This is a genomic window from Microbacterium sp. NPDC087665 (assembly GCF_044743285.1).
Taxonomy (GTDB): domain Bacteria; phylum Actinomycetota; class Actinomycetes; order Actinomycetales; family Microbacteriaceae; genus Microbacterium.
Window position 1 is genome coordinate 146,842 of record NZ_JBIUWD010000001.1, and the last position, 16,232, is coordinate 163,073.

The window sequence follows — 16,232 nt, forward strand, 5'->3', positions numbered from 1 at the left end:
AGAGCGGGGGAAGCTCGACGGCCTCCCCCGCTGTTCGCGCCTACCTATTCGATGATCTGGTTGCGGCGTCGGACGAAGAGCAGCGCGAGCCCTCCGATGATGGCGAGGACTCCGACTCCCAGTCCACCACCGACGATCCACGGGTTCAAACCGGTGATGGCCAGCGGCGGTGCCGGAAGCTCGACCGTCGTCAGGGTCGCGCAGGCGGTGCCGCATCCGCCACCGTCTCCGGCGACGACCGCGTTCACCAGCTGGCGGTCGCCCGTGGCCGGGTCGTTCACCGTCACGCTGTAGGTGACGACGATCGTCGCGCCGGTCTCGAGCGGGCCCGCCCAGGTGAGCACGGGCGCCGTGTAGGTGGCGCCGTTGGTGGCGTCTGCGTTGTACGTCGCGTCGTCGAGCACCTTCGACAGGTCGTCGGTGAACGAAGCCGGGATCTCGTCGGTGTAGTCGACGAGGCCGGTGTTGCTGACCGAGATCGTGTAGGTGACGACGTCGCCGGGGCCGGTCTTCGTCGTGCTCACGGTCTTCGCGACCGCGTACGACGAGATCGGCGTGAACGTCGTGCACGCATCCTCACCCTCACCCACGCTCAGGCACTCGCCGCCGGCACCCGGGGTGACCGCGTTGAGCAGTTCGAGGTCACCCGTCGCGGGGTCATCGACCGTGACCGAGTAGGTGAGCGTGATGCTCTGCTCGGTCGGCAGCGCCAGCGCCCACGAGAGCTCCGGTGCGGAGTAGACCGCGCCGTTGCTCGCGTCGTCGTTGTACGTCGCGTCGTCGAGAACCTCGGAGAGGTCGTCGGTGAGGGTGGCCGGAGCATCCGCCGTGAAGGCCGCTGCACCGATGTTCGTCACGACGATCGTGTAGGTCAGGGTCTGACCCAGGTCGACCGTGGTAGCCGACGCCGTCTTCTCGACCGAGAACGCCCGCAGGGCATCCGTCGTCGAGCAGTCGGCTTCGGGGTCGCACTCGCCGCCGGGGCCGTTCGGAATGACCGCGTTGGTCAGCACCCCGTCGCCGAAGCCTGCCCCGTCGACCGTCACCGAGTAGGTGATCGCGATCGACTCGCCCGCCGGGAGCGCGCCCGACCAGGTGAGCGTTCCGGCCGTGACCGTGGCACCGTTCGTCGCGTCGTCGTTGTACGTCGCGTCGTCGAGCACCGCCGACAGGTCATCGCTGAACGATGCCGGGTCTTCGTCGGTGTAGTCCGTCGCACCCGTGTTGGTGATCGTCACCGTGTAGGTCACGGTCTCACCTGCGGTGACGAATCCGCCGGCCGACGACGACTTCGCCGCCGTGTAGGCCTGCAGCAGGTCTTCGGTGCTGCAGGTCTCGAGGCACGTACCGCCGCCGCCGGGAACGACCGCGTTGGTGAGAACGCCGTCGCCGGAGCCGGCCGCGTCGACCGTCACCGAGTAGGTGATGGTGATCGTGGCGCCGGCCGCGAGCGGACCCTCCCATGAGAGCGTCGTGGCCGTGACGGTGGCACCTTCGGTGGCGTCGTCGTTGTAGGTCGCGTCGTCGAGCACGGCCGACAGGTCGTCGGTGAACGAGGCCGGGTCGGCGTCGGTGAACGCGACCGAGCTGTTGTTGGTGACCGTGATCGTGTAGGTCACGGTGTCACCCTCGTTCACCTCGCCGCCGCCGGACGAAGCCTTCGTGACCTGGAACTGTCCGATCGCGGTGTCGGTGGCGCACTCGCCCTCGGGGTCGCAGTCGCCGCCCGGAGCGGTCGGGACCACGATGTTGCCGAGGTTGAGGTCGCCCGCACCGGAGCCGGCTGCGTCGACCGTCACCGAGTAGGTGATGGTGGTCGATGCGCCGATCGCGAGCGGACCCTCCCATGAGAGCGTCGTGCCCGTGACGGTGGCGCCGTTCGTGGCGTCGTCGTTGTAGGTCGCGTCGTCGAGAACGTTGGCGAGGTTGTCGGCGAAGGATGCCGGCTCGTCGGCCGTGTAGTCGATCGCACCGATGTTCGTGACGGTCACCGTGTAGGTGATGACGTCGCCGGGCCGCGCCGTCTCGCCGGAGGCCGACTTCGACACCGTGTACGCGCCGGCCGGGATGTTGACGAGGCAGGCCGGGTCGTTCGAGTCGGGCGAGCAGTTGCCGCCGTTCTCGGTGACGACCGCGTTGTCGATCTGGCTGTCGCCCGTGATCGGGTCGTTCACCGTCACCGAGTAGGTGACCGTGACGGTCTCGCCGATGTCGAGCGGGCCCGACCAGCTGAGCACCGGCTCGTCGTACGTGGCGCCGCTTGTCGCGTCGTCGTTGTACTCCGCGTCGTCGAGCACCGCAGTCATGTCGTCGGTCAGCGCCGCCGGAGCTGCCGTCGTGTACGGGGCCTCTCCGGTGTTGGTGATCGTCAGCGTGTAGCTGATCGTGTCGCCGGGGATCACGTCGACAGCATCCGCCGTCTTCGTCACCGTGAACGACTGCACGGGGGTGGTCGTCGTGCACTCGGCGCCCGGCTCGCACGCGCCGCCGACTCCGGTCGGCACGACCGCGTTGGTGAGCACGTTGTCGCCGGTGTTCGGACTGTTGACCGTCACCGAGTAGGTGATCTCGATCGAATCGCCCGCGGCGAGCGCGCCCGACCAGGCGAGCGTGTTTCCGGTGACGGTGGCACCGCCCGTGGCGTCGTCGTTGTAGCCGGCGTCATCGAGCACGGCCGACAGGTTGTCGGTGAACGATGCCGGAGCTGCCGTCGTGTAGGCGACCGTGCCCGTGTTGGTGACCGTCACCGTGTAGATGATGGTGCCGCCGAGCTGGATCGACTCCGCCGACGCCGTCTTGGCGACGGTGTACGACTGCACGTTCGTGGTGGTCGAGCATTCGCCGATGCAGTCTCCGCCGGGAGCCGTCGGGGCGACCGCGTTGGTGATCACTCCGTCGCCGGTGTTGGGGTCGTTGACCGTCACCGAGTAGGTGATCTCGATCGATTCGCCCGCGGCGAGCGCACCCGACCAGGTGAGCGTCGGCGCCGTGTAGGTGGCGCCGTTCGTGGCATCGGCGTTGTAGGTGGCGTCATCGAGCACGGCCGTCAGGTCGTCGGCGATGGATGCCGGGGCCGCCGTCGTGTAGTCGACCGAGCCGGTGTTCTCGACCGTGACCGTGTAGGTGATGGTGGCACCCGGGACGATGGTCGACGCGGAGGCCTCCTTCGTCACGGAGTACGACTGCACGGCCGTCTCGGTCACGCACTCGTCGGGCAGGCACGCGCCGCCGGGGCCGTCGGGGACGACCGCGTTGGTCAGCACGCTGTCGCCGGTGGTGGGGTCGTCGACCGTCACCGAGTAGGTGATGGTGATCGAGTCGCCGGCTGCGAGAGCGCCCGCCCAGGTGAGCGTGCCGTCTTCGACGGTGGCGTCATTCGTGGCGTCGTCGTTGTAGGTGGCGTCGTCGAGCACGGCGGACAGGTCGTCGGTGAACGATGCCGGGTCTGCCGTCGTGTAGTCGACCGCGCCCGTGTTCGTCACGGTCACCGTGTAGGTGACGGTGGCGCCGGGCACGACCGTCGCTGCCGATGCCTCCTTCGAGACCGTGTACGACTGCAGCTCGGTCGTCGTCGAGCATTCGCCCTCGCAGTTGCCGCCGGTGCCCGTCGGCACGACCGCGTTGGTGAGCACTCCGTCGCCGGAGTTCGGGGCGTTGACGGTCACCGAGTAGGTGATCGTGACGGTCTCGCCCGCGGCGAGCGCACCCGACCACCCGAGCGTGTCGTCGGTGACGGTCGCGCCGCTGGTGGCGTCGTCGTTGTAGGTCGCGTCATCGAGCACCGCCGACAGGTCGTCGGTGAGCGATGCCGGTTCGGCGTCGGTGTAGTCGACGGTGCCGGTGTTCTCGACCGTGATCGTGTACGTGAGCGTGGCGCCCGGCACGACGGTCTCCGACGACGCGGTCTTCGTCACCGTGTACGACTGCACGTCGGTGATCATCGAGCAGTCGCCGGTGCACTCGCCACCGGGAGCCGTCGGCACGACGCCGTTTGTCAGCGCGCCGTCACCGGTGTTCGGGTTGTTCACGGTGACCGAGTAGGTGATCTCGATCGAGTCACCCGCGGCGAGAGCATCCGACCAGGTCAACATCGGGGCGTCGTAGGTCGCGCCCGCCGATGCGTCGTCGTTGTACGTCGCGTCGTCGATCACGGCCGACAGGTCGTCGGTGAAGGATGCCGGGGCAGCCGCCGTGTAGTCGACCGAACCGGTGTTCTCGACCGTCACGGTGTAGGTGATGGTGGCGCCGGGGGTGATGGTCGCCGTGGAGGCGACCTTCGTGACCGTGTACGACTGCACACCGGTGGTCGTCGAGCAGTCGCCCTCACAGGAGCCGCCGGGACCGTTCGGCACGACGCCGTTGGTGAGCACGTCGTCGCCGGTGGCCGGGTCGTTCACCGTCACGGAGTAGGTGATGGTGATCGTGTCGCCGGCATCGAGGGCGCCCTCCCACGAGAGCGTCGGCTCGTCGTAGGTCGCGCCGTTGGTGGCGTCATCGTTGTAGGTCGCGTCATCGATCACGGCCGACAGGTTGTCGGTGAACGCTGCCGGTTCGGCGTCGGTGTAGTCCACCGATCCGGTGTTCTCGACCGTCACCGTGTAAGTGATGGTCGCGCCGGGGATGGCGCTGGTCGACGATGCGGCCTTCGTCACCGAGTACGACTGCACACCGGTCGTGGTCGTGCAGTCACCGGTGCAGGAACCACCGGGACCGATCGGCACGACCGAGTTGGTGAGCACGTCATCGCCGGTGGCCGGGTCGTTCACCGTCACCGAGTAGGTGATGGTGATCGTGTCGCCCGCGGCCAGTGCACCCGACCACGACAGCGTCGGTGCGGTGTAGGTCGCACCGTTGTCGGCGTCTCCGTTGTAGGTCGCGTCATCGAGCACGGCCGTCAGATCGTCAGTGAAGGATGCCGGGCTGAGAGCCGTGTAGTCGACCGTTCCGGTGTTCGCGACCGTGATCGAGTAGGTGAGGGTCGCACCGGGCACGACGGCATCGGCCGAGACCGACTTCGACACCGTGAACGACTGCACCGGGGTGGTGGTGCCGCACTCGTCGGGCGTGCACTCGCCGCCGGGGGCGGTCGGCACGACGACGTTGGTGAGCACGCTGTCACCCTCGCTGGGGTCGTCGATCGTCACCGAGTAGGTGATGGTGATCGACGCGCCGGCGGCCAGGGGGCCCGCCCATTCGAGCGCACCGTCGGTGACGGTCGCGCCGTTGGTGGCGTCGTCGTTGTAGGTCGCGTCATCGAGAACGGCCGACAGGTCGTCGGAGAACGATGCCGGGTCTGCCGTCGTGTAGTCGACCTCGCTCGTGTTGGTGACGGTCACCGTGTAGGTGACGGTGTCGCCGGGCAGAGCAGACGTCGTGGATGCTGCCTTCGACAGCGTGTACGACTGCACGTCGGTCGTGGTCGCGCACTCGCCGGGAGCGCACTCGCCGCCCGGGCCCGTCGGGAGCACCGCGTTGGTCAGCTCACCGTCGCCCGTGCGCGGGTCGTTGACGGTCACCGAGTAGGTGATCTCGACGGTCTGGCCGATGCTGACCGCCCCCGACCATGCGAGGGTCGGCGACGTGAAGGTCGGCGCAGGAAGCTGGATGCCGGGCTGTCCGACGACCGCGGCCGAACCGCTGCCGTAGGTCGCGTCATCGAGCACGGCCGACAGGTCGTCGGTGAGGGTCGCCGGTGTGGTCGTCGTGTAGGCGGTGCCACCGTCGTTCACGATCGTCAACGTGTAGGTGACGACGTCGCCCGCGTTCACAACCTCGGGCGTCGACGCTGCGACCTCCTTCGAGACCGTGTAGTGGCTGACCGGGTTCTCGGTCACCTCGCAACCGGCCGGCGGGCAGGTGCCGTCGCCGTTGCTGAGCACGTTGCCGAGCGAGTGGTCGCCCTGATCCGCGTAGGGGTCGACCGTCACGGTGTAGGTCACGGTGAGCGTCTCGCCGACCGGCACCTCTCCGGTGATCGCGAGATCGGCGCCGGTGAGGGTTGCCGTCAGGCCGGTTTCGGCTGTCGGGCCAGCGGTCAGCGTGGCGTCGTCGAGCACTCCCGCGAGGTTGTCGAGAGCATCGACCGCCGCAGCGGCCTGTCCGACGTTCGTGAACTCGAGCGTGTAGGTCACGGCCTGGCCAGCTACGACGGCGGTGCCGTTGGCAGGATCGACGGTCTTGGAGACCTCGAGCGCCGCAGCCGGAACCTGCGCGAACGTGCACGCGTCATCCGGGTCGAGGGCGTCGTCTTCGGGCACGCAGACCGTGTTGACGAGCACGTTGTCGCCCGAGGAGGCGTCGTAGGTCACCGAGTAGGTGATGGTCGACGACTGTCCGGACGCGAGGACGCCCGACCAGCTGAGCTCGGGGGCGTCGTAGTCGACATCGCCGAACGCCGCCGTGGCGTCGCCGTTGTAGGCGGCATCGTCGAGCACGTCGGTCATGTCGTCGATGAACGTGGCGGGAGCGGCGGCTGTGAAGGCGCCCGGGCCCTCGTTGGTGACGGTGATCGTGTAGGTCACGATCTCGCCGTCGGCCGGGAGCTCGTCGGTGTCGGCGACCTTCGTGAGGGTGAGGCGCGGAAGCTCCGCCTGGGTGGCGGCACAGGGCTCACCGGTCACCGGGTCGGTGCCCTCGGGCGTCGCCGGGTCACACGTCGGAATCGTCGTGGGCGGCGTGCCGGGCGGCGGCGGGGTGGCCGGCTGCCAGGCGACGTTGCGCACGACTCCATCGCCACCTGCGGCGAGCGTCACGGTGTACGTGATGGTGACCGAGGCCTGGGAGGCGAGCGCACCGCTCCACGAGAGGAAGCCGGGCGCGATGTAGACGGGGTTGGCACCGGCGGATGCCGCGGCACTGCCGAACGTCGCATCATCGAGCACGCCGCGCAGGTCGTCGAAGACGACGGCGGGCGATGCGGCGGTGTAGTTGCCGACACCGGTGTTGGTTGCCGTCACGGTGTACGTGATCGTGTCACCGGGGCGCGAGTTCTCCGTCTGCGTCGACGTCTTCTCGATCTCGAGCGCCCGCCCGCCGAATACGACCGGGTAGTCCTCGACCTCACCGCCCGATGCCGCGCCCGTGGGGAGCGGATCGGCGACTGCGCCTGAGAAGAGGCGGAATCTCGCGAACGTATCGGCCGCGACTGTGCCCACGGGGAAAGTGAGCACGTAGCTCGCCGTACCGCTGTTAGCGGGCACCGAGGCGGTGAGGCGTTCGGAGGTCTCGAAAGTTCCGTTGCCGTTGAGGTCGATCCAGCCCGCGAGCGTCGCCGGCAGGGGGGAGTTGTTCGTCGCCGAGACGGTCACGGCGGTCTGCTCGCCGACCTTGCGCAGGATGGGCGTTGTCACGCCATCCTCGTCGGCGAGGTTGTCGATGTCGTCGCCATTCGCCGTGGCGGTCGGCTGACCGTCGAGTTCAGCGTCGACCAGCGATCCAAGCATGAGCGGAGCCGTGCCGGTGGCTTCGACGTAGCCGATCAGTCCGTGGCGGGCACCGTTCGAGGCGATGTCGGTGCCATAGCTGTTCGGGGCGTCGCCGAGATCGACGAGGAGCGAGGCGCTCGCGCAGCGGGCGCCGTCGTTTCCACCGGAAGCGGGTCCGTTCGTGAACAGCACTGCGGTGACTGCGGCGGTGTCGACGCGGAATATCCCGCCGGTGGTGTTGTTCGAGAAGTAGAGGTTGCCATCGGCATCCGCGTATCCGGCGCCATAGCTGCCCGTGGGCATGTTCTGCACGACGCCATGATCGGTCTGCTGGTTGGTCGTCGTGTTGAACTCGATCAGGCGCGAGGTCGCGTTGACGCTCCAGAGGCTACCGTCGACGAACACCCAGTCGGGCCCAGGCACCATGCCTGTCGGCGCAAGAGTTCCACTGGAGACCACCTGGCCGAAGGTCGGCGATCCCTGGGCGTAATCGATCTCGTACCAGGGTGCGGCTGATGTATTTCGCGTCAGCCAGTAGTGGCCCTGGTCATCGAAATCGCCCATGTTGAAGCCGCCGGTGAATGTGAGTCCGGCGGGGGTCACGTCATTCGTCGTGCCGTTGATCGACATGCGCACGATCCGCAAGGCGCCGATGTCGAACCCGTAGACGTAATTGTCGGTCTGGTTGAAGCCCTGAGCGTTGACGGTCTGCCCGATGACCGTCGCGCCGATCTGCGAACTCGCTCCGGTGATCAGATCGACGGCAAAGATGCCGGTGCGCTGATTCGGTGCCGTGCCGATGGTCTGGAAGAGGTAGCCGTCGGTCGAGCAGGTCCACACCGGCGGGTCGACGACGTCGAGGGTCGTGGATCCGGGAGGGTTCAGACCGGTCTGCGTGACGTTGCCCGGGCCGTTGGTGTACGAGCCGACGGTGTCGGACGTGACGTTGACGGTGATCGTGCAGGATGCCGCGTTGGCGGCGAGCGTGCCGTTGGTCACCGTGAGGGTGCTGCCGCCGGCGGTCGCGGCGCGCGTGGCCGTGCAGGTGCCACCGAGGTTTGGGGTCGATGCGACGCGCACGCCCGCGGGCAGCGTGTCGGTGAAGCCCCAGCCGACCTTCTGCGCGAGTTCCGACGTGTTCGTCACTGTGAAGGTGAGCGTCGAGGTGCCACCGACGTAGACCGATGCCGGAGAGAACGCCTTGTCGAGCTGCGGGGTCACGTCGAGGATGCGCATATTGTCGAAGGCCGCGTCGTTGCCGACGCCGCTGCCGTTGGCATTGGTCATGCGCACACCGACGGATGCACCATTGAAGAGCACAGAGCCGTTCGACGTGTAGGTGCCGACGCTGACGGCGGTCGCGGCCACGACTGCGCCCCCGACCGCGGGCGCATTGACGGTCTTGGTCGAGGTACACGCGTTCACGGTTCCGCCGACCGCGGTTGCCCCACCCGCGGGCGCGATCAGCGAGAAGTTGTAGAGCGGCGCTGAGACGGAACAGTTCTTCGCCGCGCCGTCGACGCTGAACGTGATGAACCGTCCGGTCGCCGATGCGAGGGGAATCTGCGCGACGGTGGCGAACTGAATGAGGTTCGCTCCGGGATTGCCCTCGGTGAATGCTGCCACCGCATCGTTCGCGGCTGCCGTCGCCGGGTTCACGTGGGCGCCCAGCGCCCAGGCGAGTTGGCGAAGATTGGCGGAGCTGCCCGCGTTCGCGCAGTTGCCCTGGGTCGTGTACGGGATGTTGTAGTTGACGATCTGCCCATTGCAGTTCGTCAGCCAGGCGTTGTTCGCGGTGTACTTCTGGCCGTTCACCCCGGTGTAGGCCGTGAGCAGAACCGGTGCGGAGCCCGGCGTGTTTTCGAAGTTCTCCTCGAAGAGGGTGGTGGGGGCTGAGGGCACTCCTGGGTTTCCGGGTGCCATCCGCGGCGCGATCAGGGCGGCGGCAGCCGATGCTCCGCCGATGCTCGCGGTGCTGGTGGCCGGAGCTGCGGCGAGCGCGGCACCGGTGGGCACGAATGCCGACATGAGACCGATGACAAGCGAGGTCACCGCGACGATGCTCAGGGCCGGGCGCTTGCGCGCGAGCACTGGGCCGCGAGAATCCGACAATCGTCGAGTCCTGCGGTTCGTTTTTTTGGCGTGCGCGCGCATAAGGGTCCCTCTCCCCCCTATCCGGCTCGGGGACGCCAGACAGGACTTGCGCTCAGTCAATCGCCACCGAACGCACAGGTAAAGCTCAGGAAAGTTAAATCACCCTGGTGGGGTCGTTAACTCACCCTCATCTCACCCTCAGGGTGCTCTGGCCCGTCAAGACCTGAAGAACCCGGTCCCTGAGCGAGGAGCGCAGCGACGAGACGAAGGGCCCCATCACCTGGGTCCCTGAGCGTGTCGAAGGGCCCACCTCAAGACACTCAGCGGAACCGGCCGGCTGCTTCGAGCGCGCCCGCCCGGGTCGATACGCCGAGCTTGCGATAGAGAGCGCGCAGGTGGGTCTTCGCCGTGTTGCGGGAGATGTGCATGGCTTCGGCGATCTCTTGCACCGAGGCGTGTGCGGCCAGCAGACCGAGCACCTGTTTTTCGCGCGGGGTGAGGGAGATCAGGGGTGGCGGCGTGAACCGGGCGGTCGCGTCGGTGGGAATGCGGGTGTGCTCGGTAAGCGCTTCATACACGACGGGGAGGGCATCGTGGGCGGCGTCGAACGCCTGGGTGCGCTCGAGGTGTTCGGCGGCCGAGCGAATCGCCTGCGCGCGGTGCGCGGCGCGGGTGAGGTGGGCGAGGTTGGCGCGCAGTACGCGCCACCGCGAAGGCTCGGTGAAGGAGGACGCCTGGCCCTGGAGGGAGCGCGCGAGCAGCATGGCCGCTTCCGTCGTGCGGCCGCGCACCATCAGGAATCGTGCGGCGCTGGCTGCGAGGAACGGGTCGGGCTGCGCACTGCGGACGGCATCGAGAACGTCTCCCGCCGCGTCGAGGTCTCCGAGCGACTGGTGGATGTCGGAGAGGTCGGCACGGAACAGCGCTCCAGCGAGCGAGCTCGGCGGGGTGAGTGACGGGTAGGCGTTGAGCTCGCCGTCGATGTGGCGCACCGCACGGGCCCGGTCTCCCCAGATCAGGGCGATGCGGGCGCGAACATGGGTTCCGACCCACCACAGGTCTCCGGATTCGATGCCGCTCGGGATGCGGGCGAGGGCGGCTTCTGCCGATGCCCGGTCGAGGCGGCCGATCGCCACCAGCGCTTCGGCGAGACCCCCGGCGATCTGCAGCCGGAAGGCCATACCGTGCGGGTTCGACTCGACGGGCACGGAACTGCGTGCGAGCCATTCGTCGGCTCGGGCGTTGTCGCCGGCCAGCGCGTGTGCGAGCGCGCAGTATCCGGCGAGGTACGGGGTGATCGGATGCGGGAGCCCGCTCGCGCTCCACCGCCACCCTTCGGAGAACGCTTCGGCGGCGTGGGCGAGGTCGCCGACGACGAGCCTGGCGAGTCCGACGTGGATGAGGATCATCCCGAGGATGTCGTCGAATCCCTGCTGCTCGCCGGCGTCGCGGATCACGCGCTGCACGTCGTCGGCGGCGTCGTTGGCGCGGGTGAATCGACCGGAGACCAGATTGCGGCGGATATCCATGGCATGGGCGCAGAGCGTGTCACGAACGGCGGGTGTCTCGTGGTCGAGCACCCATCGCGTGAATGTGCGCTCGACGCGTTCTTCGACGAGTTCGGCGGATCGCCAGGCCGCACGCGTCCATGCTGATGCGAGCTGATAGCGCGGGTTCTCGGCGAGCCAGTCGGCCGGCACTCGGGGCCAGGCGGCGATCAGGGCGTCGGGTTCGGCGACGGAGAGAGCGAAGAAGTAGTCGTCGATCAGTGCGCCGAAATCGCCCCACCGCTGCTCATCGAGCGAGGCTTTCACTTCGTCGAGCACACGGGCGCGGTCGTCGCTCAGCCATTGCATGGCTGGTCTGCGCTTTCGTCGATCAGGGTTCGCACAGTTCGGGTCTTTCGTGAACTCAGGGTTTGTCGTTCGCGGGGGATGCTGTGCGAGGTCGCATCGGGTAATGCGTCTCGAACACCCCGGGGATGAAAGTGTGGGGCCGCGCATCGACTGATGCACGGCCCCACTCTGTTAGCGCGTTGCGCCCGTCAGCGGATTACGCCTGGCCGCGGCGGCGGCGAGCCACCAGGGCCATGACACCGGTGATCAGCAGCAGCGCGGCCACGATGATCAGCGGCAGCGAGTCTGCACCCGTCGTTGCGAGGTACGTCGTCGTCGGCGGGGTGTCGGACGTCGGAGGCGTGACCGGCGGAACGACCGTGACCGGGTTCTCCAGTCCGATCTCCAGCAGGCCGGCACCGGCGGTGAACGTCACGCTGCCGTCGGCGTTGTGCGTCAGGCCCTCACCGGTGAACACCGGTGCGCCGTAGACCACGCCGTCTGCCGTGGCCTTGACCTCGGAGAGCGTGATGACGGTACCCACGGGAACCTCGGTGACCGTGTAGATCGTGCCGTTGGAGACCTTGAACGTACCCGCCCGCTCCTCGGTTTCGCCCGGGTAGACGGCCGAGAGGTTGACCGTGTACTCGGCGCCGACGACCTTGGCCGCACCGTTGCCGGTGACGGTCTTGGTCACGGCGAACTCCGTGTACTCGATGGCCACGGGGTTCTCGAGGCCGATGGCCACGGTGCCGGCACCGATGGTGAAGGTGGCCGAGCCGTCGCCGTTGTCGGTGACGCCGGTGCCCGTGTAGACCGGGGTGCCGTAGATGACGCCGTTGGCGGTCGGTGCGACCTCGGTGAGCGTGACGACGGTGCCGAACGGAAGCTCGTCGAGACCGTCGGTCTCACCGTCGGCGATCGTGAGCGTACCGGTGACGGGAGCACCCGCTGCGGTGTACGAGTAGTTGACCGTGTACTCGGCGCCCTCGACCTGCGAAGCGCCTGCACCGGTGACGGTCTTGGTGACGTCGAAGCCGCCGAGCACCTGGGTGACCGGGTTCTCGAGACCGATGGCGATGACGCCGTCGATCATCGTGGCGGTCGCGGTGCCGTTGCCGTTGTCGGTGACGCCGGTGCCGGAGAAGACCGGGGTGCCGTAGACGACGCCCGTTCCGATCGCGGCGACCTCGGTGAACGTGATGACCGCGCCCTCGGGAATGTCGTCGACTCCGTCGGTCTCGCCATCGGCGATGGTGAGCGAGCCGGTGACCGGGGCCGCCGTTCCCACCACGTACGAGTAGTTGACGGTGTACTCGACGCCCGCGACCTGCGGAGCACCCGAGCCGGTCACCGTCTTGGTGACCGCGAAGTCGCCGAGGTTGTCGCCCTCGCCGCCACCGCCGGCACCGACGTACTCGACGGGAGTGGCGTTGTAGGTCGAGCCGTTGACGATCGCCTTGTTGTTGAAGAAGTCACCGTTTGCGACATCCGTCGGAAGATCCACGATGAAGCTGACTTCGTAGACGCGCGTGCCGTCGGTGTTCGCACCGTTGAGCTGCACGTCGAACGCCGTGTCGGCGGGGCGGTTGGTCAGCGTGTACGAGTTACCCGCGGTGGTGCCCTGACCCAGGTAGGTCCACTTGGACGTGTCGTCCTTCTGCGCCCAGTCGGCGTTGGCGATCGAACGGACCGTCAGGCGAGCCGGGTCGAAGACGAGCGGAGCGTCGTAGTCATCGGTGATGATCGGGTTGGCACCCGAGCCGAGGTCGTCGCTGGGAACGCGGATGACCCAGGTCATCGTGGTGCCGTCGTTGTTCATGTAGCCGAACTTGGTCGGCGCCGAAGGAACGTCGTCGGGGCCGGCCGTGCCGACACCACCCTCGACGTCAGTGACGATCGTGACGCCGTTGCCGGTCGTGAACTCGATCTCTTCTTCGGTGAACGTCTCGACGAACTTCGCGTTGAAGTTGAGTGTGCCGTTCACGTTGTTGTGCGTGGCGACGAAGTCACTGAGCGTGCAGACGAACTGCGACTCGGTCACAGCGCAGGTGCCGACGATGTTTCCGTCAGCGTCCGGCAGGTTGATCGTCGCTCCGAAGCCGACGAGAGCGTCGGGGAAGTCGAGGGTGAAGGTGTCGCCCGGCTGAGCCGAGTCCGGCACGGCCCACGTCGCGTTGACCTGGTACTGCGCATCCTTCACGTAAGGCGGCGCGTTGACGATGTCGACACTCGTGACGCCATTGACTTCCGCAGCATCCGCGGCCGGAGCGGTGAACACCGCCGAGAACATCGCGAGCACGATGCCGATCAGTACGACGACTGCCCCCGTAGCGCGCGAGCGCTTTCGGAGTACAGCAGAACCATTCCCATTCATCCCAGTTTCCTCTTCCCAAGCTCAGCGGTCGGTGTTCCCCGACTAAGAGACGCTGATATATCGCGTTCGTTACGCAGGTCGTGTGACCTCTTTCGGAACCTCGAGCTCCACCACGATGACGAACCGCAACCGATCGACCGTCTACGAGTGTGGGAAGGTCCCCTCCACTCGGGAGTAAATCGGTGCCGCATGCCCCAGGTCAAGCTCAGCCCCACAAACAAGACGTATTGGCCCCAGGAATCGGTCGGTCTCGCAGAAAATGTCCTCGAAGGCTGCACCAATCAGCCCCATTCCCACGATTCCCAGCGGGTGGCGGCCGCCCCTTGGGGGGAGAAGCGGGCGGCCGCCGTCGACGCGCTCATGTGGTGAGGAAAGCACCCGAGGGCGTCACAACCAAGACGAGATGGGATACCGAATCTGTCGCCGGTGCGGAGAACGTGATTCCCGGGCACGACCGGGAACCGGACTGCCGCTCAGCCCGGCCCGGTCCGGCCGGGGCTCAGAACTCGGAGCGCCGCGCAAACTCGTCGACAGCGTGCGATCTCTGGGTGGCGCGAAGCATCTGTTTCGTCGACGTGAACCCGGACTGCTCGGCGATCTGCGAGACAGGGAACGAGTTCGACGAACGGAGCCGCTCGACTTCGCTGAGACGCCGTCGCTCGATCTCCCGCCGCGGTGTGGTTCCGAAGTCGCTGAACGCGCTATGGACGGTGCGCACACTCACCGCCAGCTCCTTCGTGAGTCGCGCGACGTCGAAACCCGCGTCCCGGAAGTGCGTCTCGATCACCAGCTGGGCGCTCATGAACAGCCCGTCTCGGTGGAGCGAGCTGGAGCGCGCGGCAGAAGCGCCCGCCTCATCGAGCGCCCCGGCGACGAGGTGCTCGAGTGAGATGCCGAGATGCGTCCGTGCGGATTCCGTGGCGGGCGGTGACGTGTTCAGGATGGAGTTGGTCATCGAGAGCAGCGCGCTCAGCGACGCGTTCTGCATCGACACGGGCTCGTGGAATCGAAATCGAGAACGCCCGGCCCTCAGCAGCGTGGGTTCGAAGTACCAGACGAAGCGTGCCGTCTCGGCGAGGGTCTGCGCAGTGGTGGGGGCTTCTCCGTCGAGCAGGATCAACGACCCGGCCTCGGCTTCGACCGACGACCCGTCGACCTCGAACTCGAACGCCCCCTCGACCGTGTAGACGAGGTACATGAGGTTCGGGGCGGCCGACAGGCTGTATCCCGCGGAATTCGACCACGCTCGACCGATCCCGAATCTCGGATGCTGCATCGTGTCTGCCACGAGTCGTGGATCGATCGCCCCGCGGGGTTGCCACCCGAAGTCGTCGCATTTCTCGGCAGCGGCTTCACCCATCGCCATGGCCGACGCGGCTCTCCTGCTCGCGTTTCGCCCCACAGGCGCAGCTGTGTTTGTGCGCGTTCGTTCGTTCGTTCGGTTCATCGTGTCCCGCTCGCGTTGATATGCAGGGTGGAAGACCGTCAGGTCGGGTAGCAAGCAGAGTATCGCTGCCCGGTCGCTATGGCGACACATTTTCTCCGCTGGTCAGAGAAGCGCCACCCGGATGTCACGTCGAAGCCGTTCTGCCGCCTTGAGGTTCCTCATCGCTGCCGACGCTTCTGCCGCAGCATCCGTCGGCGCACCGACCGAGTCGAGCCAGATGTCTACCTCGGTCGCGCGTCCGATCGGCGCCGTGATGACGATGACCACGTCGAGCTCTCCGTGCCACAGCGTTCGGCGCGTGCGGAAGCTGACGCGCAGGTGATCGGGATCACGCACGAAGGCGTCGTGCCGCGCCCTCTCGGCGAGCAGCTCGACGGCAGAGGCCACCGAAGCAGGACGCGCGTAGGTCGCCAAGCGGGCGTGCGCGATGGATGCCATGGTTCCCCTCCGGATCCGACACTCGAGATGGTCGACGGCCGGCTCCAGAGCGGAGGAGCCGGCCGTCGTCGAGTGGGCGCATCGCGAGACGCGCATCCCCCCGAGTTCCGGCAGATGATGGGAGGCCGCCGGAACGACGCGCCGGGTCAGAGAACCCAGAACGCGCTACTAGAGAGACGGGTTGGGGCCCGGAATCAGTCGGATGCGCCGCCAGAAACCGCAGCCGCGGTCTCGCGTCGATTTCGGATCGCCGCAAGCGTGACCACCAGCGAGACGACGGCCAGCGGGCCGGTAAGCGGAATGAGCGGCAGAGGCCATCCGTCGAGTGCGACGAACAGGGCGACCATGGCGGCGGTTACGAACCACAGTGCGATCGCCAGTGGAACGGTAGCGAACCGGCGCACGCCGGCGCCGTCACCGCGGTGCTGTCGGTTGAGCTGCACGATGCTGACGATGAAGGGAACGAGCGAGAGCGTGCCGCACACGACCGCCACCACCTCCGCGTCGAAGAGATAGGCGAGCGTGGCGGCACTGATGAGGACGGCTCCTGCGAAGAACCATGTAGCGGGGCGTTTCATGCGGACGACCGTAGGTAGAGATCCTGAGCGTGCCGTGTG

Annotated in this window: 6 protein-coding genes; all 6 read right to left on the minus strand. The window is 67.4% G+C overall.

Features of this window, described 5'->3' with window-relative positions; translation table 11 throughout:
* Positions 1 to 44: 44 nt before the first annotated feature.
* A complete protein-coding gene (locus ACIOSY_RS00685) occupies positions 45 to 9,476 on the minus strand; it encodes a beta strand repeat-containing protein (protein WP_400847435.1) in 9,432 nt (3,143 codons plus the stop codon).
* Between the two features lie 362 nt (positions 9,477 to 9,838).
* Positions 9,839 to 11,374, minus strand: coding sequence for a LuxR C-terminal-related transcriptional regulator (locus tag ACIOSY_RS00690; RefSeq protein WP_400847438.1), 1,536 nt, complete (start codon positions 11,372 to 11,374; stop codon positions 9,839 to 9,841).
* Between the two features lie 196 nt (positions 11,375 to 11,570).
* Positions 11,571 to 13,730: a DUF5979 domain-containing protein gene (locus tag ACIOSY_RS00695; protein ID WP_400847441.1), complete on the minus strand. Its 2,160-nt coding sequence runs from the start codon at positions 13,728 to 13,730 to the stop codon at positions 11,571 to 11,573.
* Positions 13,731 to 14,229: 499 nt separating this feature from the next.
* The gene (locus tag ACIOSY_RS00700; protein ID WP_400847444.1) at positions 14,230 to 15,096 is read right to left on the minus strand and encodes a helix-turn-helix domain-containing protein; all 867 of its coding nucleotides are present in this window, start codon (positions 15,094 to 15,096) and stop codon (positions 14,230 to 14,232) included.
* Between the two features lie 183 nt (positions 15,097 to 15,279).
* Positions 15,280 to 15,615, minus strand: a complete 336-nt coding sequence (locus ACIOSY_RS00705; RefSeq protein WP_400847447.1) for a hypothetical protein — start codon at positions 15,613 to 15,615, stop codon at positions 15,280 to 15,282.
* A 194-nt stretch (positions 15,616 to 15,809) separates the two neighbouring features.
* Complete coding sequence (locus ACIOSY_RS00710; protein WP_400847450.1) at positions 15,810 to 16,193, minus strand: hypothetical protein; 384 nt, start codon at positions 16,191 to 16,193, stop codon at positions 15,810 to 15,812.
* Between the last annotated feature and the right edge of the window lie 39 nt (positions 16,194 to 16,232).